This is a genomic window from Sphaerimonospora mesophila (assembly GCF_001417795.1).
In the GTDB taxonomy this organism is placed as follows: domain Bacteria; phylum Actinomycetota; class Actinomycetes; order Streptosporangiales; family Streptosporangiaceae; genus Sphaerimonospora; species Sphaerimonospora mesophila.
The window spans coordinates 1-19,642 of the sequence record NZ_BCBX01000040.1; the positions used below are offsets into that span (position 1 = coordinate 1).

The following is a 19,642-nucleotide window of genomic DNA, read 5'->3' on the forward strand; positions in this document are numbered from 1 at the left end:
GGGTCAGGCGGGGTCAGGCGGGGTCAGGCGGAGGTCCGCCGGCGGAACAGCCAGGCCGCCGCCGGTGTGCTCACCACCACCACGCCCACCAGCCACAGCGTCGCCGCCACACCGGACGACCCCATCGGCCGGTCCAGGAGCAGCGCACGCAACGTCGCCACGATCGGCGTGATCGGCTGGTTGGACGCGAAGTCCCGCAGCACCCCGGGCATGGTCTCGGCCGGTACGACCCCGTCCGACAGGTACGGCAGGAACAGCACCACGAAGCCGAACGCCCCCGCCGCCTGGGTCGACCTCACCAGCAGCCCCCACAGCACCGCCAGGGCCGACATGGCCAGCACGTACCCGATCAGCAACGCCAGCGTCAGCGCCCACTCGGCGAGCCCCGCGTCCGGGCGGAAGCCCAGCACGACGGCCGCGAGCAAGGCGAATCCGCAGGCCGCCACGTTACGGAGCACCGAGGCGACGACGTGACCCGCTGGCACCACCCAGCCGCCGATCGGCAGCGTGCGGAACCGGTCGATCATGCCGTCGGTCATGTCGTCGGCGATGTTCACGGCCGTCAGCGCGGCGCCGTACCCGCCGGACATGAGCAGGACGGCGGGGACCACGAAGTCGAGGTACGCCAGGCCGCTGGAGCCGGTGGTGATGGCGCCGCCGAAGACGTACACGAACAGCACCATGATGATCACCGGCAGGGCGGTGTTGACGATCAGGCCGTCGAGCATGCGCACCTCACGGCGCAGGTCGCGGACGACGAGCCGGCGCAGGTCGCCGGCCGCGGTGAGCACGCCGGTCATGCCGCGGCCGCCGTCAGCTCGAAGAAGACGTCGTCGAGCGTGGGCGTGCGCAGCTCGACGTGCTCGACGCCGATCCCGGCCCGCCGCAGCGCGTTGAGCGCACACCGCAGATGCTCGGGTCCCCGCAGAGCCAGCGTGATCTCGTGGGGTGACGTGACGCCATGGGCGAGCGCGGTCTCCTGGGCCGGCACACCGAGGGCGGCCCGGGCGCGGGGGGCGTCCTCGGCCCGGGACAGGTGGAGCACCAGGCGCTCGGCACCGACCTGACGTTTGAGCGCGGCCGGGGAGTCGTCGGCGACCACCCGGCCACCGTCGATCACCACCACCCGGTCGGCGAGCCGGTCGGCCTCCTCCAGATACTGCGTGGTGAGCAGGATGGTCGTGCCGGAGGCCAGCAGCTCGCGGATCACCGACCACAGCTCGGCCCGGCTGCGCGGGTCGAGTCCGGTCGTGGGCTCGTCCAGGAACAGGATGCGCGGCTCGGACACCATGCTCGCGGCCAGGTCGAGCCGCCGCCGCATGCCGCCCGAGTACGTCCCCACCCGCCGGTTCGCGGCCCCGGCCAGGTCGAAGCGCTCCAGCAGCTCAGCGGCCCGCTGCCGGGCCCGGCGGCGGCCCAGGTGGTAGAGGCCGGCGAACAGCTCCAGGTTCTCCCGGCCGGTCAGCAGATCGTCCACGGTGGCCTGCTGGGACGTCAGCCCGATCATCCGCCGCACCGCGACGCCCTCGCGGGTCACGTCGTTCCCGCCCACCGTGGCGGTGCCGCCGTCGGGCGCGAGCAGCGTGGTCAGGATGCGCACGGTGGTCGTCTTGCCCGAGCCGTTCGGACCCAGCAGGGCGAGCAGCGAGCCCGTTGGCACGGTCAGATCGACCCCGGCGAGCACCCGGGTCGCGCCGAACGACTTGGTCAGGCCCCGAACTCGGATGGCATCTGTGAATGCCGTACTGTGTATGTAATTCATAGTTTCAAGGTAATGCACAATCCTAGGAGCGAGTCAAGGGGAGGAGATGCGATGGCGCAGGAACGGCCGCTGCCGTCCGTGCTGGGGCGCATGTGGGGGCACGAGCCGGTGTCGCGCCGGGGGCCACGACCGCGGCTCGACCTGGCCACGATCATTGCGGCCGCCATCGAGATCGCCGACGCCGAGGGCCTGGCCGGGGTGTCCATGGCGAACGTGGCCGCACGGGTGGGGGTGGCGACGACGGCGCTCTACCGGTACATCGACAGCAAGGAAGACCTGCTCACGGTCATGGCCGACAGCGCCGCCCCGCTGCCGCCCGAGCCCGACGGCATGCCGTGGCGCGACTACCTGGCCCTCTGGACGCGGACCCAGCGCGACCTCCTGCTCGACCGCCCCTGGCTGCTGTCGATCGACACGCTCATCCCGCCGATGGGTCCGCGCCGGCTGCTGTGGCTCGACCGCGCCCTCGCCGCCCTCGCCGGCACCGGCCTCGACGACGGCGAGAAGATCAACGTGGCGACCGCACTGGTGGGGTACGCGCTCACCGACGCGGCGCTCGTCCAGAGCGTGACCGGCGGGGACCCGCGGATGGAGGAGGCCGGCATCAGCGGGGCCGCCGACTACGGCGAGGTGCTCACCGGGCTGCTCGACCCCGAGACCTACCCGTCCCTGTCGGCGGCGATGCGCTCAGGCGTCATGGAGGGCGCCGTGGGCTGGGTGGGCGACGACGACTTCCGCTTCGGGCTCGATCTGCTGCTCGACGGCGTCGAGGCGCTCATCGGGCGGCGGGCGCTGAGGGACCGGAGCGACGGGGAGTAGCCGCCCGGTCGGCAGGCGCGAGGGATCGGGCGCGGCCCGGGGCCCCGGACCTCCGGACCTCCGGGGCTTCCGGCCCCCGCCTCAGTCGTAGGCGAGGGCGAGGTCGCGGGTCAGTGCGTCGGCGAGGAGACGGCCGCGCAGTGTGAGCACGGCCCGGCCGCGCTTGAACGGCTCGACCTCCAGCAGCCCGTCCGCCAGCGCGCGGGCGCACGCCGTACGGGCGCCGGGGGCGAGGTCGGGCAGCGGGAAGCCGCCCGCCAGACGCAGCTCCAGCATCAGCCGCTCTACGGCACGATCGCCCGGGGCGAGGACCTCACGCGCATGGGCGGGCGACGCGCCCGCGGCGAGGCGGGCGGCGTAGGCGGCCGGGTGTTTGACGTTCCACCACCGGGTCCCACCGACGTGGCTGTGCGCGCCCGGCCCGGCGCCCCACCAGTCTCCGCCGCTCCAGTAGAGCAGGTTGTGACGGCAGCGCGCCTCGTCCCCCGCGGCCCAGTTGGAGATCTCGTACCAGCTCAGCCCGGCGGCGGACAGTTTCTCCTCGGCGATGAGGTAGCGGTCGGCCGCCACGTCGTCATCGGGCATGGGCAGCTCGCCGCGGCGGATGCGGGCGGCCAGCCGGGTGCCGTCCTCGACGATCAGCGAGTACGCCGACACGTGGTCGGGGCCGGCCGCCAGCGCCGCGTCGAGAGACGCCCGCCAGTCGTCGTCGCTCTCCCCCGGCGTGCCGTAGATCAGATCGAGGTTGACGTGTTCGAAACCGGCCTCGCGCGCCTCTCGTACGGCCTGTGCCGCCCGCCCCGGGGTGTGCCGGCGGTCGAGCACCCGCAGCACGTGCTCGGCGGCGCTCTGCATGCCGAAGCTCACCCGGGTGAAGCCGCCGCCGCGCAGGGTCTCCAGGTGCGCCGGGTCGACGGACTCGGGGTTGGCCTCGGTGGTCACCTCGGCCCCCGGGGCCAGGCCGAACTCCGCGCCGATCGCGTGGAGGATCCGTACCAGATCGGCAGCGGGCAGCAGCGTCGGCGTGCCGCCGCCGAAGAACACGGTCTCGACGGGGGGCACCGCGTCGCCGAGCACCCGGCGGGCCAGCCGCACCTCCTCGACGACGGTGTCCGCGTAGTCCCGCCGCGAAGCGCCGGGGCCCAGTTCCTCGGCCGTGTAGGTGTTGAAGTCGCAGTAGCCGCAGCGGGTGACGCAGAACGGCACGTGCACGTAGAAGCCGAACGGGCGGGAGCCCAGCCCGGCCAGCGCCCCGGACGGCAGCGCGCCGGAGGCGGGGACGGGGTCGCCGTCGGGAAGCACGGAAGGCACGGTTACCAGTCTGCCGCGCCCGCGCACATGCCATTGACGCCCCACACGCACGCGGTCTACGATCCTGCTCAATTTATAAGAAACTTTCCTTATAGATTCACCCCCCGAGCAAGCTGAGGAGAAACGTGCGCCGGCTTCTCAAGAAGACCCTTATCGTGGCGGTCGCCACCGGTCTGGCGGCGACGGCCGTACCGTCGGCGGCCCAGGCGGAGACACAGGGACGTACCGGCCATGACCGGTACAAGCGCGTGGCCTACTTCATCCAGTGGGGCGTCTACGGGCGCAACTACCAGGTCAAGGACATGGAGACCAGCGGGGCCGCAGGCAAGCTGACCCACATCAACTACGCCTTCGGATTCGTGAGCCCGGAGGGCACCTGCTACTCAGCCGACCCCTGGGCGGACTGGCAGCGCGGCATCCCCGCCGAGCAGAGCGTCGACGGCGTGGCCGACGCCGAGGATCAGGCCCTGAAGGGCAACCTCAACCAGCTCAAGAAGCTCAAGGCCAAGCACCCCGGGCTGAAGGTCCTCATCTCGCTGGGCGGCTGGACCGGCTCGAAGCACTTCTCCGACGCGGTGCTCACTCCCGAGGCGCGGACCCAGCTGGCCGCCTCGTGTGTCGACCTCTGGCTGAAGGGCAACCTGCCCGGCCTGCCGCCCGGCGCCGGCGCGGGCGTGTTCGACGGCATCGACCTCGACTGGGAGTGGCCCGGCTCCGAGGGCAACGAGGGCAACGTCATCCGGCCCGAGGACAAGCAGAACTTCACGCTGTTCACGGCCGAGCTGCGCCGCCAGATGAAGGCGTTCGACCGCGACAGCGAGCTGACCGCGTTCCTCCCGGCCGCGGCGACCAAGATCGACGCAGGTTTCGAGGTTCGCAAGGTCTTCGACCAGCTCGACTTCGCGACCGTGCAGGGCTACGACCTGCACGGCACCTGGGAGAACCAGACCGGCCACCAGGCCAACCTGCTGACCGACAGGCGCGACCCCAACCCGGTGCGCTACAGCGTCGACCAGACCGTGCGCGACCTGGTGTCCCGTGGCGCGCCCAAGCGGAAGATCGTGGTCGGCGTCCCGGCGTACGGCCAGGGCTGGACCGGGGTGAAGTCCAAGGGCAACGGCCTGTACGCGCCGGCCACCGGGCCCGCCCCCGGCACCTGGGCGGCCGGCACGGAGGACTACAAGATCCTGGCCAAGAAGCCCGGCAAGCGCTACCGCGATCTGCTGACCGGCACGGTGTGGCTGTACGACGGCAACGAGTTCTGGTCCTATGACGACCCGGCCGTCCTGCTCCAGAAGGCCGCCTACATCAGGCTCAAGGGCCTGGGCGGCTCGATGATGTGGTCGATCGACCAGGACGACGCCAGGGCGTCCCTCACCTCGGCGCTCTACTCCGTGCTGCGCTGAGCCGGGCCGGATATCGGGGGGCGGCCGGGGCCGGAGCCGATGTGCTCCGGCCCCGGCCCTTTTCAGCGTCGCTTCGAGATCACGGTATGCACGGCGGCCGGCGACTGTAGCATCGCGATCAGGAGGCTGATTCCGCTCCGACGTCAGCGAACTTCCACCGGGATGGGAGGCCGACCATCCAGCCCGAACAGCCCGCTCAGGTTCTGGTCCGTGATGTCGTACGCAGGGTCGTGGCCGACTGCGCGCCGGAGGAGACGGTCGTGGTCGAGGGGCTGCTGCGCTACAGCGACGCCGAGGTGCTGACCCGGCTGCGCCGACGCAGGCAGGGGCGTGATCCGCTCGGCTTCGGCGTCGCCGACGTCGTCGCGCTGGTGACCCCGCTGCTGTGGTTGACACTGGAAAGCGCCCGCCAGAAGCTGGCCGACGCGGCCGTGGAGGGGGCGGCGCGCGGCTCGGTGTCGCTGTGGCGGCGCATCCTGCGCCGGAAAGCGGAGCCCGAGGTCATCCCCGCCCTCACCCGCGAGCAGCAGGCGATGGTCAGGCAGATGGTCCTTGTGGCGGCCGTTGAGGCCGGGCTGTCGCAGGGCCGGGCCAAGCGGATCGCCGACGGCGTCGTCGCTTCCCTGGCGCTGGCCGAGCCGGGCGAGTTCCACGGCGATGCCGATGTGAGAGAGACGCGTTGACGACCGTCGATTCCGGCCCGGCCAGAATCGACGAACGGATACTCGGCGCCGGCACGAACGCCCGTTTCGCTCTGCTGCTGCTCCTGCTCGTAACCGCCAGCGGTTACATGCCGATGTCGGTACTGTCCGCCCTCCGCCTCGGCGGCTACGCAGAGTGCGTGTTGGCGGCCGGCGTCGATCACTCCGCTTATACGCTGGCGGCGGCAACGCGCTTGACGGGGCAGGCGCTGGCGTTTCTCCCATGCGCGGCCCGGTACGCACCGCCCCCACCGTTGTGGCAGATCCTGGCCGGGCCCGCGGTGGTCGTCGCCACCGCGGCGGCGGCCACGATCCTGCTGCCGCTGTGGAAGCAGCGTCGCGGCCGCTGCATCCGTTTGGATCTTGTCCCGGGCGGTTCCGAGATCGCCGCGCCCATCGAGGAACTGGCCGCGGGCCGTGTCGCGCGGGTGCCCGAACTGTTCTTCGCGCCGGCCGCGACCACCAGGAGCGCCGCGGTGTTCGGCACCAACCGCCGCCCCCGGCTGCTTCTGCACGGCGGACTGGTCGCCTGCCGCACCGCCGACCCGCGGACGTTCGACGCCGTCGTCCTGCACGAACTCGGCCACGTCGCCAACCGGGATCTCACGATCACCTACGCCACCGTCGCCCTGTGGCGGACGTTCATCGTGCTGATCCTCACCCCCTATCTGCTGTGGTGGTCGGGACTGTGGGTGCTCGGCATCGCGACCGGCATCGGATCAACGGTCGCCGTCGTGATCACGCATTATCTGGCCGTTCCCGTGGTCATCGCCATCGTGATGCACCTCGCCCGCGCGGATGTGCTGCGCAGCAGGGAGCTGTACGCCGACCTGACGGCCGGCCGGTGGGGCGCGCCGCTGGAGCACGTCTGGGCCGCGCCGCCCACGACGGCCGAGCACCGGCGCCCGTCCCGGTTGGCGGGCGTCCTGCTGGATCAGCTGCGCACCCACCCGAGGCGGGAGATCCGCCGTGCCGCCCTCGACGATCCGGCGCCGCTCTTCGCGGTGAGTTCACTGCTGATGTTCCTGATCGGCGCCGGCGCCACACTGATGAACTTCCACCTGTTGGGGCACGTCGCACCTCGCGTCGCCGACCTGAGCGACTGGCTCGGGCAGGGCCTCGCCGCCGTTCCGGCCGCCGTGGTCGCGGCGGCCGCCACTGCGGTGCTGTGGCGGGCGGTGGTCCGCGCCGCCGTGCTGGGTCGGCCGGCTCCCACCGGTATGCGGGCCGGACTGTGGCTGGGCCTGGGGCTGATCGCCGGATCGCTGGTCAACGGCCAGACCACCGGGGGCATGTGGCTGCCCGGCAGGTCGTGGGTGCTGGCGCTGGTCGTGGCCGTCGCGGTCGCCGTGACGTGCTGGACCTCTCAGTGCGCTCGCCTCGCGGCCGCGTCCTGGCCGGGCCGGTCGCTGCGATGGCCGCTGGCGCTGTGCCTGATCTCTGGCTGGCTGATCCTCTCGGCGTGGTTCTCCTGGTGGAACTACCACGGGGCGGTGTACGCCGGCGGATTCTGGTACGACCCGGCGGGCCTGCGATGGAGCATCGTGAACTGGTTCCCCGGCGTGGGCGCCGCGCGCCCGGACACGACCGCCGTCATGGCCCCGACGATCGCCGTACTGCGATACGCGGCGTACCAGCCGCTGACCCCTGCCGCCGCCGTCGCGGCCTGGGTCACGCCCTTTGTCCTGTGGGCCGCGGGTACGGCCGGACGCGGACCCGGCCGGCAGCGCTCACGGGACGCCGCCGCCCGGGAGCGCGCGGCGGCGGTATGGCAGGCGCCCACGCTGCGGCAGGCCATCATGCCCGCACTGATGGGAGCGGCGATCACGACCGCCGGTGTCGCCGCAGTCCAGGCATGGATGCACACTCTGCACGCCGAGCCGGGACAACGCGGCGGCATGTACGCCTTCAGCTACGCGATCTGGTCACTGTGGGCGATCGCCGCCGGCACACTCGTCGCCGCCCTCATCGCGGCGGCCTCGGCCCGCTTCCGGCTGCCGACCGCGCTCATCGCCGCGGGGGTCGGCGCGATGCTCGGCCTGGGCGCCGCAACCGCTCTCATCTCCGTCGACGGATGCATCCAGCCGCTGAGCGTGCTGGGCGACGGCTGCGCCTGGCGTCCCGCCTGGCGGCGGTTGCAGGGCGGCGGCACCTTCAGCCTCGTCGCGCGCGGCGCACTGCTCATGGCACCGGTCAGCGCGGTGGCGGCCACGGCTCTGGCGGCCCTGTTCCGCCTGGCCTGGTCGGCGATCCACGCGAAGGACCGCATCCCGGTGCCCCGGCCGGTCGCGGCCCCCACGCCCACCAGGACCGGAAGACGCTACGCCGCCACAGTGCTGTCGGCGGCCGGCTTACCTTGTGCGGCTCTCGCGACCGCGACCGTACTGATGGCAGCCGATGCCGAGGCGCAGTTCTCGACGAAGGCGAAGCTGGTGACGGTCAGCGCGCAGGCCGCCTTTCAGCGGACGGCGGGCCTGCCGGTCCTGCCGGCCTCGCAGGACATGCGCCGCAAGCAGGTCCACGCCTGGTACCGGCTCGGTGGCCGATATCTCCTCGATCACGCCGCCCGCGTCGGCAACTCGATGACGGCACTGCTCGACTCAGCCGAGCGCGGCAATCCCCCGAAGGGCACGGCCGATCTCATGGCCGAAATGCGACCGGTGTGCCAGGCCATGATGAACGTGGCGGCCTGGGAACCCGTCTACTTCCAGGTCCCCGACCCGGCGGCACAGAGATCCTGGCACCGGTTCGGGGTGGACGTCAGGAGCGCGGGTCCGGAGTGCGTCCAGGCCGTCGACCGTGGAGACGTCGACGCATTCCGGATGTCCATGATCAGGCTCCTGGGCGCGTCCTTTCAGGCGACGGCCACCTCGACCCTGGTCGATTTGATCATCGACGATCCCTCCGACCCCGTCTACGAGGGCGAGCCGACGGCACCGCCTCAGCCCCGCCTCTGAGGCGAAGATCGAAGATCGGGGCCGTGGCCGAGCTCAGCGCCGACCGCCGCCGTTGAGCCCCATCATCGAATTGGGCGGGCCCCGGTGACACGTTCGCCCCCGGCCCGCCGTCCTATTTCTTGCCCTTGTCGGCGGGCCCGGAGTCGGTGGACAGGGCGGCGACGAACGCCTCCTGCGGCACCTCGACGCGGCCCACCATCTTCATCCGCTTCTTGCCTTCCTTCTGCTTCTCCAGCAGCTTGCGCTTACGGCTGATGTCACCGCCGTAGCACTTGGCCAGCACGTCCTTGCGGATGGCCCGGATGTTCTCCCTGGCGATCACACGGGCGCCGATGGCCGCCTGGATGGGCACCTCGAACTGCTGCCGCGGGATGAGCTCCTTGAGCTTCTTGGCCATCTCGACGCCGTAGCCGTACGCCTTCTCCCGGTGGACGATCGCGCTGAACGCGTCGACGGCCTCCCCCTGCAGCAGGATGTCCACCTTCACCAGGTCGGCCTCCTGCTCGCCCTGCGGCTCGTAGTCGAGCGAGGCGTAGCCGCGGGTCTTCGACTTGAGCTGGTCGAAGAAGTCGAAGATGATCTCGCCGAGGGGCAGGGTGTAGCGGATCTCGACCCGGTCCTCGGAGAGGTAGTCCATGCCGAGCAGCTGCCCCCGGCGCCCCTGGCAGAGCTCCATGATGCCGCCGATGAACTCGGCCGGCGCGAGCAGCGTGGCCTTCACCATCGGCTCGAAGATCTGGGCGATCTTCCCCTCGGGGAACTCGGAGGGGTTGGTGACGATGAGCTCCCGGCCGTCCTCCATCACCACGCGGTAGACGACGTTCGGCGAGGTCGAGATCAGCGACAGATTGAACTCGCGCTCCAGCCGCTCCCGCACGATCTCCATGTGCAGCAGGCCGAGGAAGCCGCAGCGGAAGCCGAAGCCGAGCGCGGCAGAGGTCTCCGGCTCGTAGACGAGCGCGGCGTCGTTCAGCCGCAGCTTGTCGAGCGCGTCGCGCAGCTCGGCGTAGTCGTCGCCGTCGACCGGATAGAGCCCGGAGAAGACCATCGGCTTGGGATGCTCGTAGCCGCCCAGCGGCTCGGCGGCCGACTTGACCGCGCTGGTGACCGTGTCACCCACCCGGGACTGGCGGACGTCCTTCACCCCGGTGATCAGATATCCCACCTCGCCGACGCCGAGGCCCTGGTCGGACGGCCGGGGCTCGGGCGCGATGACGCCGATCTCCAGCAGCTCGTGCTGGGCGCCGGTCGACATCATCAGGACCCGCTCGCGCTTGGACAGGTGCCCGTCGACGACCCTGACGTACGTCACGACGCCGCGATAGGTGTCGTAGACCGAGTCGAAGATCAGGGCGCGGGCGGCCGCCCCCGCGTCCCCCACGGGCGCGGGGACGTGCTCCACCACGTGGTCGAGCAGCTCCTTGACCCCCACCCCGGTCTTGCCGGACACCCGCAGCACGTCTCCGGGATCGCAGCCGATGAGGCCGGCGATCTCCTCGGCGTACTTGTCCGGCTGCGCGGCGGGCAGGTCGATCTTGTTGAGCACCGGGATGATGTGCAGGTCGGCGTTCATGGCCAGGTAGAGGTTGGCCAGCGTCTGCGCCTCGATGCCCTGTGCGGCGTCGACGAGCAGGATCGCGCCCTCGCACGCCTCCAGGGAGCGGGACACCTCGTAGGTGAAGTCCACGTGGCCCGGAGTGTCGATCATGTTGAGGACGTGGCCGTTCCAGGGGAGCCGGACGGCCTGGGACTTGATCGTGATGCCGCGTTCCCGCTCGATGTCCATCCGGTCCAGGTACTGCGCGCGCATCGACCTCTCGTCCACCACGCCGGTGAGTTGCAGCATGCGGTCGGCGAGTGTGGACTTGCCATGGTCGATGTGCGCGATGATGCAGAAGTTCCGGATCAACGCGGGGTCGGTCTGGCCAGGCTGAGTGCGCACCGAGGTCCGTTTCAACAAGGGCTTGACAAGATCGGGTATCAGGTCGGGCCGTCCCGCCTCGCGGGCGTCCGGCCTTTCCATCAGGCGGGCTGGCGGACCCACCACCCTCCATGGTGGCATGTCCGGATGCTTGCCATGACCACCAGACGGGTTCTCCGGCTGGTCTCGCGCCTCTTACGGTGGGCCGCCCTCGTGGCGGCCGTGCTCGTACTGCTCGGCCTCGCGGCGACGGGCGTGCTGCGCTGGAAGTTCGCCGGCGCCCCCGCTTCCTGGGCGAAGACGACCGGGCACGACGCGCTGTGGATGGGGCACGCGTGGGTGGACGGCCGCCGCACGGCGGCCGATGTGGACGCCCTGGCCGTACGGCTGCGCGGGACCGGGATCAGGGACGTGTACGTGCACAGCGGGCCGTTGTCCTACGACGGCACCCTGCGACCTGAGAAGTACCCCCATGCGCGAAATTTCCTGAAATGGTGGCATGAGCGGCTGCCGGGGGTTCGGGTCTCGGCCTGGCTCGGTCAGAAAGTGGGCGCGGACGACGACCCGCGACTGGATCTCGCCGACCCTCAGGCGCGGAAGCGGATCGTCGCGGGCGCGCGGGCACTGATCGACCTGGGCTTCGACGGCATCCACTACGACTTCGAGCCGGTGCCCGACGAGAGCGGGGCGTTTCTGAGCACGCTGCGGGAGACGCGGCAGGCGATCGGGACGAAACCGCTGACGACCGCCACCCAGCAGATCGAGCCGTTCCCCGGGCTGCGCCACCCGGCCCGGCTGGCGATCGGGCACGACAAGTACTGGTCGCCGGACTACTTCCGCCAGGTCGCCGAACTGACCGACCAGGTGGCGATCATGACCTACGACTCGGGCACGCCGCTGCAGTCCCTCTACGGCGGATTCGTCGTACGGCAGGCCGAGATCGCGATGGACCTGGTGCCCGAGGACAAGACCCTGCTCATCGGGGCTCCGGCCTATCACGACCACGGGATCTCCTGGGGCGACGCCGCCGAGAGCGTGGCGGCCGCCGCCGACGGCACCCGGCTCGCGCTGACCGGGCACGGCCCGAGGACCAGGATCGGCCTGGCGCTGTACGTCGACTTCGCCGCCACCGAGGAGGACTGGAGGGAATATCGGACGGCCTGGGTCGACCCTCGCTGACGGCCCGCGCCGACCGGGATGTTCACCCCGTCCGCAGGCCGGCGCCGCGATAGCATGGATCCGCCCGCAAGGCCCGGCGGTGTGATTTGAGCGTCGGGCCCGGCTATGGGTATCCTGTTGAACTGCGTGTGGCGCGCCCTCTCTCAAGCCCGCGCGCCCATCCGACCAAGACTTCACACCGAGGCTTTCTTCGTGGCGAACATCAAGTCCCAGATCAAGCGCAACCGGCAGAACGAGAAGCGTCGGCTGCGCAACAAGGCCGTCAAGTCTTCCCTGAAGACCGCGGTCCGCAGGTTCCGCGAGGCCGCAGACCAGGGCAACGTGGAAGAGGCCACCGTCCTTCTGCGGGCCGCCTCCCGTCAGCTCGACAAGGCCGTCAGCAAGGGCGTCATTCACAAGAACCAGGCCGCCAACCGCAAGTCGGCGATCGCCCAGCGTGCCGCCGCCCTGCAGGCAGCCAAGTAACGTCCTCCGCGACACCACGCCGCCGCATCCCGTGCATCGGGGTGCGGCGTTCTGGTGTCCGGCGGAAGATTCCGTACTCGGCAGAAGATCGCGACCTCTCGGAGAGATTTCAGCGCGACCGAAAAGGCTCGCGATGATCCACTGATTTGCCCTAGTGTTGGCGAAAATCAGTGGCTCCAAGAGTTCGAGGATGGTCATGGGGGGACGCGCGCCGTTGGCCTTCCGGCGGGCGTCGGGCGAGCCCCTGCTGCTGCTCGCCGCCTTCGGTGCGATCCTGCTCGCGACCACCACGCTCGTCGCCCTCGCCTCCTACGCGGGGTCGGTGACCGAAGCGGGTGTCCGGCAGGCCATGGAGACGGCCGCGCTCGACCTCAGGGCGACCACGGTCACCACCTCGGTCAGGGCCGGAGATTTCTCCCAAGTCGACCGGCTGATCCGTGAGCGGGTCGCCGGCGGATACGGCGGCGTTCCCGTACGGGTCGCATCGAGCGCCCGCTCCGACTCCTACGCGATGCCGGGTCAGGAGCGTGCCGAACACCCCGAGCTGACCAGGTTCGCCACCTATCAGGATCTCGGCTCCCACGCCTCGCTCCTCACCGGGAGGTGGCCCTCCGACACCACGGGGGCGGCCACGGGGCAGGGCGCCGTCGAGGTCGCGGTGTCCGAGGCCGCCGCGCGGCTGATGCACGTGACGACGGGCGCCGAGCTGACCGTCGTCGGCCGGCTCGACGGGCGGCCGGTCCGGGCCCGGGTGACCGGCGTGTTCCGGCCCGGCGGCTCCGCCGACGACCCCTGGGCCGACGACCGGCTGCTGCGGGCGGGCGTCGAGATCGGTGACTACACCACCTACGGCCCGCTCGTCGTGTCGGCCGGCACTTTCCTCGACCGCTTCACCACCGGCGTCTCGGCGACCTGGCGGACCGTTCCCCAACTGAGCGGTCTCCCGCTGCACGGCCTCCGGCCGCTCGCCGCCTCGGTGTCCGCCATCGGCCCGGTGCTCGGGAGGGAATGTCCCGCCTGCACGGTCTCCAGCCGGTTGCCCGACATGCTCACCCAGCTCGACCAGGCCGCCATGGTCGCCCGCTCGACGATGCTGGTGCCGGTCCTGCAACTGCTGGTGCTCGCCGCCTACACACTGACGCTCACCGCACGGCTGCTGGCCGATCGCCGCCGGATGGAGGTCGCGCTGCTGCGGGCGAGGGGCGGCGGCTCGGTGCGCCTGGCCGCACTGGCCGGGCAGGAGGCGCTGCTGGTCGCGCTGCCCTGCGCCGTCGCGGCGCCGTTCCTGGCACCGCCGCTCCTCCACCTGATCGGCGCGCCGGCCCGTGCCGTACGGCTGCCGCCCGCCCCGGGGACGTTCGCCGTCGCGGCGATCGCGGCGCTGGCCTGCGCGCTGCTCGTGGCGCTGCCCGCCGTCGGATCGGCCCGGCGCACGTACGTCGAGGAGCAGGGCGCGCGGGGGCGCGGCACGCGGTACGGCAACCTCCAGCGAGCGGGCGCCGACCTCGGCCTCCTCATCGTGGCCGTGCTCGCCATCTGGCAGTTGCGGCGCTACGGGGGCCCGGCCACCCGGACCGTCGGCGGTGACCTGGGCGTCGACCCGCTGATCGTGGTCGGGCCCGCTGCCGCGCTGCTCTGCGGCGGTCTGCTCGGCCTGCGCCTGCTGCCGCCGGCGTCGCGGTTCCTCGAGCGGGTCACCGCGCGCGGTCTCCGGTTCGCGCCCTTCGTCGGAGCGGCCCAGGTGAGCCGGCGCCCCACACGCTACGGCGGCCCGGCGCTGCTGCTGACCACGGCGGTGGCGATCGCCGTGCTCTCCCTCATCACGGCCGCCACCTGGCGGACCTCCCAGGAGGACCAGGCCAGACACCTTGCCGGGGCCGATTTGCGCGTGACCGTGCCGCCCGGCGACACGGGCCGCGAGCCGCCCCCCGTGGACGGCGCGACGGCGGCCACCCCGGTCAACCGCAGTACGGCGAACCTGGACGGAGCCGAGGTCACCCTGCTCGCGGCCGACACGGCCCGGCTGGACGAGATCATGCTGCTGCGTCCCGACCTGTCGGACGTACCCCTCGCCGTCCTCGCCGATCGCCTGCGGCGGACCGGAGCCGAGGTGCCCGTCGTGCTCACCGCCGGACTGCCGTCACCGCGGCGGCTGGCGATCGGCACGGCCGTGGTGCCGGTCCGGGTGGTAGGCAGGGTCGAGGCGCTGCCCGGCACCTCGGCGGCCGCCCCGGCCGTGCTCGCCGACCTCTCGGCGCTGCGCGCCGCCGGCGTCCGGCAGGAGGCCACGGAGTGGTGGCTGTCCGTCGCCGGGCACGACACCTCGGCGGCCGCCGCCGCACTGGCGCGCGACCCGGTGGTGACCGTGACCGACCTGGGCACGCTGACGCGCCGGCTCGGCGACGACCCGCTCGCCGACGGACTGCGCGGGGCGCTCACCCTCGGTTTCGTCGCCGCCCTCGTCTTCGCCGGGCTCGGCTTCCTCATCAGCGCGGTGGCCTCCGCCCGTGCGCGTGCGACGGAGTTCGCCCTGTTCAAGGCGCTCGGCGTGACCTTCGGGCAGACGCTCGGCCTGCTCATGGCCGAGCAGTCGTTCGTCATCGCCTCGTCGCTGACGGGCGGGGTGCTGCTCGCCATCGTGGTCGCCGCGGCCGTCGTGCCCGCCATCGTCCTCACCGGTCAGACCTCGGCCGTCACGCCACCCGTGCTGCTGGACATCCCCTGGCCCTCGGTGGCCGTTCTCGTCGTCGCGGTCGCGGTGCCTCTCCTCGCGGTGGTCGCCGGGCTCGGGTGGTCGCTGCACCGGCGGGGGCCCGGCGGCATGCTGAACTCGGGAGCGGACCGATGATCCGGTTGGCGGCGGCGCACCGACGGATCTCGGCGCTGCTCGCCGGGCTGGTCCTCAGCGCCTCCCTGCTCGCCTCCGCCCTCCCCCGGACCCTGGAGGCGTCGTTCGACGGCGGCGCGCACGACACGCTGGCGCAGTCTCCGCCGACGTCGACCGCGCTCGGCGTCACCTGGGACGGAAAGTACGGCGACAGCGTGGCACAGGTCATCGAGGGCGACACGCGGTGGCGTGGCATGCTGCCCCCCGCGATGCGGAACGTGGCCGACCCCACACGGCTCATGAGTTTCGGCACCACATTGCCGATCACGGGCAAGATGCACCGATATCTCGCCCTGATGTGGGTCTTCGAGGTCGACGAGCGAATCCGGTACGTCGAAGGGGTCCCCCCCGGACCGCGCCAGGGCAAGAGCTTCGAGATCGCGCTCGCCGCGAGCGCCGCCGCCGAGTTCGACGTCGAGACGGGGGACGAGATCCGGCTCGGCGAGCTCACGGCGAAGGTCACCGGCCTCTTCGAACCGCTCGGCTCGGCGACGTCCGGGTTCTGGGCGCACCACGCCCAGCTGACCGGCGTCGAGCGGAAGCGCACGGTCGGGTCACCGGAGGACGACCTGATCCTCACCGGCATCACCGACGGCGACGGCCTCGCCGCGGCGGAACAGCGCCTCTTCTACCGCTGGACCATCATGGTGGACCCGGCGAAGGTCACCGCGCGCAATGCCGAAGACGTGCTGTCCGGCATCCCCGGCTTCAACCGCCGCCTGCTCGACGAGGGCGTCGGGCCCTTCACCAGCCTCGACCGCATCCTCCCCCGGTACCTGGACAGGCTCGCGGCCGCCCGGGCGCTGGTCGCGGTGCTCCTGGGCGGGCTCGCGATGGTCTGCCTCGGCGCGATCGCGCTCGCCGTACGGCTCCTCGCCGACCGGATGCGGTCGGATCTGTCGCTGATGCGGGCCCGGGGGGCCTCGCTGCCGCACCTCGCTGCGGCGGGCGGCGTGGTGGCCGCGATCGCCGCCTGCCCGGCGGCACTGGCCGGTTATGCGGCCGGCGGTCTGGTGCCGGGCCCGGCGACGCCGGTCGTGCACCTCGGCCCGCCGATGCTCGCCCTGGCGGCGGTCGCCTTCGCCGTGACGTGGGTGGCTCGCGCGCACCGCCGGCCGCTGGAGGAGCGCCGGGACGACATCGTGGCCGCACGGACCGACCCCCGCCGGATCACCCTGGAGATCCTGGTGATCACGCTCGGGGTGATCGGCGTCCAACTGCTGCGGACCCGAGGGCTCGGCACCGGCGACCCCTTCCTGGTGCTGGCGCCCCCGCTGCTCGCGCTGGCCGCCGCGCTGGTCGCGCTCCGCGTCTATCCGCTGCTGCTCCGGCCGCTCCTGCTGCTGGCCGCGCGACGCCGCGGCGCCGCGCCGTACCTCGGCCTGACCATGGCGGCACGGGCCGCGTCCGGCGCCGCCCTGCCGGTGCTCACGCTGCTCCCCGCACTCGCGATCGGCGCGTACGGCGCGGCCACGGCCGACGGCCTGGAGAGCGCGCAGCGGCTGGCGGCCTGGCAGACCGTGGGCGCCGAGATCCAGGTGAAACGCGTTGACGGCATCCCGCCGGACCTGGTGGACCGGATCCGCCGTGCCCCGGGGGTGCACGGGGTGGTGCCCGCTGCCATCGGAGAGACCACGGCGGAGGTCGGCTTCGGCGGTCGCCGGGCCACCGTGGTCGCGATCGACCTGGACGCCTATGGCCGGCTGCTGGAGGACGGCCCGGTGGCCCTCCCGCCCGGCCTCGCCGCGCCGCTTCCGGCGGATCCCGGAGACACAGGCGTTTCCGGGGACACGGGCACTGCCGAGGACACGGGCGCCGCCGAAGGAAGGGACGCGCTCGTCTCGCCCGGTCTCGCCGCCATGCCGAGGTTCGAGATCGGCTGGCCGGAGCGGCTGACCGTGGTCAATCGAGGCGCCGTCTCCGCCCTGCCCGGGGTGACCACCGACGGCGGCGACCTCATCGTCATCCCGGCGCCGCACCGGCAACAGATCAACACGTTGTTCGTGAACGGGGACGCCGCGGCGGTCAAGGCGGCGGTGCGGGCGGCCGCCGCGACCGGAACAGTGATCACCACGGTCGAGGAGGAGTCGGACCGGATCCACGGCGCATCGCTCAACTCCGCTCTCGTCACCGCGCTGCGCGTGGCGTCGCTCGCGCTCGCGGGGTACGCGCTGATCGCGGCGGGCATCGCGTTCGTGTCCCAGGGGCGGGAGCGATCCCGGGCGCTCCGGCTGCTCGGCACGCTCGGCCTCACCACCGGGCAGGCCAGAACGGTCACGGTGCTGGAGGTCGCTCCGCTGCTGCTTCTCACGACCTGCGCCGGTGTCGTGCTCGGCCTCGGCCTGCCCGCGCTGCTCGGACCCGGCGTCGATCTGTCCGCCTTCACCGGCCCGGGCGGCGGCCCCCTCCAGATCTCCCCGGCCTCCGCGCTGCCGCCGGCCGCCGGTGTCGTACTCATCGCCCTGGCCTGCGCCTATCTGGGAGGCAGTCGTGCGAAATCTGTCTGAGCTGGAGGCGCGGGCCGGCCGCCCGCAGGCGGCCTTCGGCGAACACGCCCACATCGTGTGCGACAACCTGGTGCGCATCTACAAGACCGGCGACGCGCCCAGGGGAGCCAGGGGCGGGCGGGGCTCGACCGTCGAGGTGGTCGCCCTGCAGGGCCTCGACCTGCTGATCGACAAGGGCGAGCTGGTCGCGATCGTCGGCGCGTCCGGGTCGGGGAAGTCGACCCTGCTCAACGTGCTGTCGGGGCTGGACGTGCCCACGGCGGGACTGGCGAGGGTGGCGGGGATGTACCTGCTGTCGATGAGCCCACGCGACCGGCTCCGGTTCCGCCGCTTCGTCGTGGGCTTCATCTGGCAGCAGACCGCCCGCAACCTCCTGCCCTACCTCACGGCCCGGGAGAACGTACTGCTGCCGATGCGGCTGGCCGGCCGCCGCCGGGCGGGCAGGGCGCGGGCCGACGAACTGCTGGAGCTGCTCGGGCTGGCCGACTGCGCCGGTCTGCGGCCGGACGAGCTGTCCGGCGGCCAGCAGCAGCGGATCGCCGTCGCCGTGGCCCTGGCCAACTCTCCCGAGGTGCTCCTGGCCGACGAGCCGACCGGCGAGCTCGACAGCGAGAGCTCCGAGCAGGTCTTCGCCGCCCTGCGCGAGGTCAACCGGGAGCTCGGGGTCACCGTCGTCGTGGTGACGCACGACGCCCTGGTGTCCGAGCAGGTGGACCGGACCATCGGCATCCGCGACGGGCGCACGTCGAGCGAGACGCTGCGCCGGACGTCCGGAGACGGCGGGGTGACCGCCCAGGAGTACGCGGTGCTCGACCGGGCGGGCCGCCTGCAGCTGCCGCGTGAGTTCATGCACGCGCTGAGCATGGAGCGCCGGGTCAGGCTGGAGCTGGAGCGCGACCACATCGGCGTGTGGCCCTCTGACGAGGAAGGCGAGCCGGATGAGTGACCTCGGGGACGGCCGTGGGAACGGCCTCGGGACGGACGGGCCGCTCGTGGTGGTGGAGGGCCTGAGCAAGACCTATCGGAAGGGCCGGCGGAAGGTCACCGCGCTGCGCGAGGCCTCCTTCCAGGCCTTCCCCGGCGAGCTCGTGGCCGTACGCGGGAGATCGGGGTCGGGCAAGACGACCCTGCTCAACCTGGTCGGCGGGCTCGACCGGCCGGACGCCGGGCGGGTCGCCGTCGACGGGCGGCCGGTCACCGATCTGCCGGAGCAGGAGCTCGCCGGGTTGCGCCGGGACGTCATCGGGTTCGTCTTCCAGTCGTTCGGGCTGGTCCCGGTGCTGTCGGCGGCCGAGAACGTGGGGGTGCCGCTCCGGCTCGCGCGGCTGCCCGCACGCGAACGAGAGGACCGGGTGCGCACCCTGCTCGCGCTGGTGGGGCTGCGGGATCACGCCGAGCAGCGGCCCTACGAGCTGTCCGGAGGGCAGCAGCAGCGGGTGGCGATCGCCCGCGCGCTGGCCAACCGGCCGCGTCTGCTCATCGCGGACGAGCCCACCGGGCAGCTGGACTCCGAGACGGCCCGCCAGATCATGGAGCTGCTGCGCGCCCTGGTGCACGACCAGGGGGTCACCGCCGTCGTCGCCACCCACGACCTCAGCCTGATGGCCCTGGCCGACCGCGTACTCGAACTCCGCGACGGCACGCTCTCCGCCCCCGCCTGATATCTGATACCTGACGCCTGACGCCCGATATCTGATGTGTGATGCCTGTTGCGGGTGCCGTACGGC

14 protein-coding genes are annotated in these 19,642 nt (G+C 72.1%); 10 read left to right on the forward strand and 4 right to left on the reverse strand.

Features of this window, described 5'->3' with window-relative positions:
* Positions 1-23 precede the first annotated feature (23 nt).
* Entirely contained in the window at positions 24-800 is a 777-nt protein-coding gene (locus tag AP234_RS21585; protein WP_055481522.1) for an ABC transporter permease, read from the reverse strand.
* Entirely contained in the window at positions 797-1,762 is a 966-nt protein-coding gene (locus tag AP234_RS21590; protein WP_055481523.1) for an ATP-binding cassette domain-containing protein, read from the reverse strand. The genes AP234_RS21585 and AP234_RS21590 overlap by 4 nt, the downstream gene beginning before the upstream one ends.
* A 51-nt stretch (positions 1,763-1,813) precedes the next feature.
* On the opposite strand from AP234_RS21590, the gene AP234_RS21595 reads away from it, so the two are divergent.
* Positions 1,814-2,581, forward strand: a complete 768-nt coding sequence (locus AP234_RS21595) for a TetR/AcrR family transcriptional regulator (protein WP_055481524.1) — start codon at positions 1,814-1,816, stop codon at positions 2,579-2,581.
* A gap of 81 nt (positions 2,582-2,662) precedes the next feature.
* Here AP234_RS21595 and hemW read toward each other — a convergent pair whose 3' ends face one another.
* A complete protein-coding gene (gene hemW, locus AP234_RS21600; protein WP_055481525.1) occupies positions 2,663-3,892 on the reverse strand; it encodes a radical SAM family heme chaperone HemW in 1,230 nt (409 codons plus the stop codon).
* Between the two features lie 125 nt (positions 3,893-4,017).
* Between hemW and AP234_RS21605 the strand changes: the two genes are divergently transcribed.
* The 3 genes from AP234_RS21605 to AP234_RS21615 all read left to right on the forward strand — a co-directional run bounded on the left by AP234_RS21605 (position 4,018) and on the right by AP234_RS21615 (position 8,956).
* The gene (locus AP234_RS21605; RefSeq protein WP_055481526.1) at positions 4,018-5,298 is read left to right on the forward strand and encodes a glycoside hydrolase family 18 protein; all 1,281 of its coding nucleotides are present in this window, start codon (positions 4,018-4,020) and stop codon (positions 5,296-5,298) included.
* 230 nt (positions 5,299-5,528) lie between these two features.
* A complete protein-coding gene (locus AP234_RS21610; RefSeq protein WP_083502311.1) occupies positions 5,529-5,981 on the forward strand; it encodes a hypothetical protein in 453 nt (150 codons plus the stop codon).
* Positions 5,978-8,956, forward strand: coding sequence for a M48 family metalloprotease (locus AP234_RS21615; RefSeq protein WP_055481528.1), 2,979 nt, complete (start codon positions 5,978-5,980; stop codon positions 8,954-8,956). Before AP234_RS21610 ends, AP234_RS21615 begins: the two co-directional genes overlap by 4 nt.
* A gap of 112 nt (positions 8,957-9,068) precedes the next feature.
* On the opposite strand, the gene lepA is transcribed toward AP234_RS21615, so the two are convergent.
* Positions 9,069-10,898 (reverse strand): translation elongation factor 4, encoded by a 1,830-nt coding sequence (gene lepA, locus AP234_RS21620; RefSeq protein WP_055481697.1) that lies wholly within the window; start codon positions 10,896-10,898, stop codon positions 9,069-9,071.
* A gap of 135 nt (positions 10,899-11,033) precedes the next feature.
* Between lepA and AP234_RS21625 the strand changes: the two genes are divergently transcribed.
* From AP234_RS21625 to AP234_RS21650, 6 genes are all read left to right on the forward strand, one after another.
* Positions 11,034-12,056, forward strand: a complete 1,023-nt coding sequence (locus tag AP234_RS21625; protein ID WP_083502313.1) for a glycosyl hydrolase family 18 protein — start codon at positions 11,034-11,036, stop codon at positions 12,054-12,056.
* A 192-nt stretch (positions 12,057-12,248) separates the two neighbouring features.
* Positions 12,249-12,521: a 30S ribosomal protein S20 gene (rpsT, locus tag AP234_RS21630; protein WP_055481530.1), complete on the forward strand. Its 273-nt coding sequence runs from the start codon at positions 12,249-12,251 to the stop codon at positions 12,519-12,521.
* 196 nt (positions 12,522-12,717) lie between these two features.
* The gene (locus AP234_RS21635) at positions 12,718-15,369 is read left to right on the forward strand and encodes an FtsX-like permease family protein (RefSeq protein WP_055481531.1); all 2,652 of its coding nucleotides are present in this window, start codon (positions 12,718-12,720) and stop codon (positions 15,367-15,369) included.
* On the forward strand, positions 15,366-17,915 hold the full coding sequence (locus tag AP234_RS21640; RefSeq protein WP_055481532.1) for an FtsX-like permease family protein: 2,550 nt from the start codon (positions 15,366-15,368) through the stop codon (positions 17,913-17,915). The genes AP234_RS21635 and AP234_RS21640 overlap by 4 nt, the downstream gene beginning before the upstream one ends.
* The gene (locus tag AP234_RS21645; protein ID WP_152990557.1) at positions 17,899-18,861 is read left to right on the forward strand and encodes an ABC transporter ATP-binding protein; all 963 of its coding nucleotides are present in this window, start codon (positions 17,899-17,901) and stop codon (positions 18,859-18,861) included. The genes AP234_RS21640 and AP234_RS21645 overlap by 17 nt, the downstream gene beginning before the upstream one ends.
* Positions 18,854-19,576: an ABC transporter ATP-binding protein gene (locus tag AP234_RS21650; RefSeq protein WP_055481533.1), complete on the forward strand. Its 723-nt coding sequence runs from the start codon at positions 18,854-18,856 to the stop codon at positions 19,574-19,576. Before AP234_RS21645 ends, AP234_RS21650 begins: the two co-directional genes overlap by 8 nt.
* Positions 19,577-19,642 lie beyond the last annotated feature (66 nt).

Bases quoted from the DNA above. Each gene is read 5' to 3' on its own strand.
- AP234_RS21590 (WP_055481523.1), bottom strand. From the start codon at position 1,762: ATGAATTACATACACAGTACGGCATTCACAGATGCCATCCGAGTTCGG.
- AP234_RS21595 (WP_055481524.1), top strand. From the start codon at position 1,814: ATGGCGCAGGAACGGCCGCTGCCGTCCGTGCTGGGGCGCATGTGGGGG.
- AP234_RS21625 (WP_083502313.1), top strand. From the start codon at position 11,034: ATGACCACCAGACGGGTTCTCCGGCTGGTCTCGCGCCTCTTACGGTGG.
- AP234_RS21585 (WP_055481522.1), bottom strand. From the start codon at position 800: ATGACCGGCGTGCTCACCGCGGCCGGCGACCTGCGCCGGCTCGTCGTC.
- AP234_RS21650 (WP_055481533.1), top strand. From the start codon at position 18,854: ATGAGTGACCTCGGGGACGGCCGTGGGAACGGCCTCGGGACGGACGGG.
- AP234_RS21635 (WP_055481531.1), top strand. From the start codon at position 12,718: ATGGGGGGACGCGCGCCGTTGGCCTTCCGGCGGGCGTCGGGCGAGCCC.
- AP234_RS21640 (WP_055481532.1), top strand. From the start codon at position 15,366: ATGATCCGGTTGGCGGCGGCGCACCGACGGATCTCGGCGCTGCTCGCC.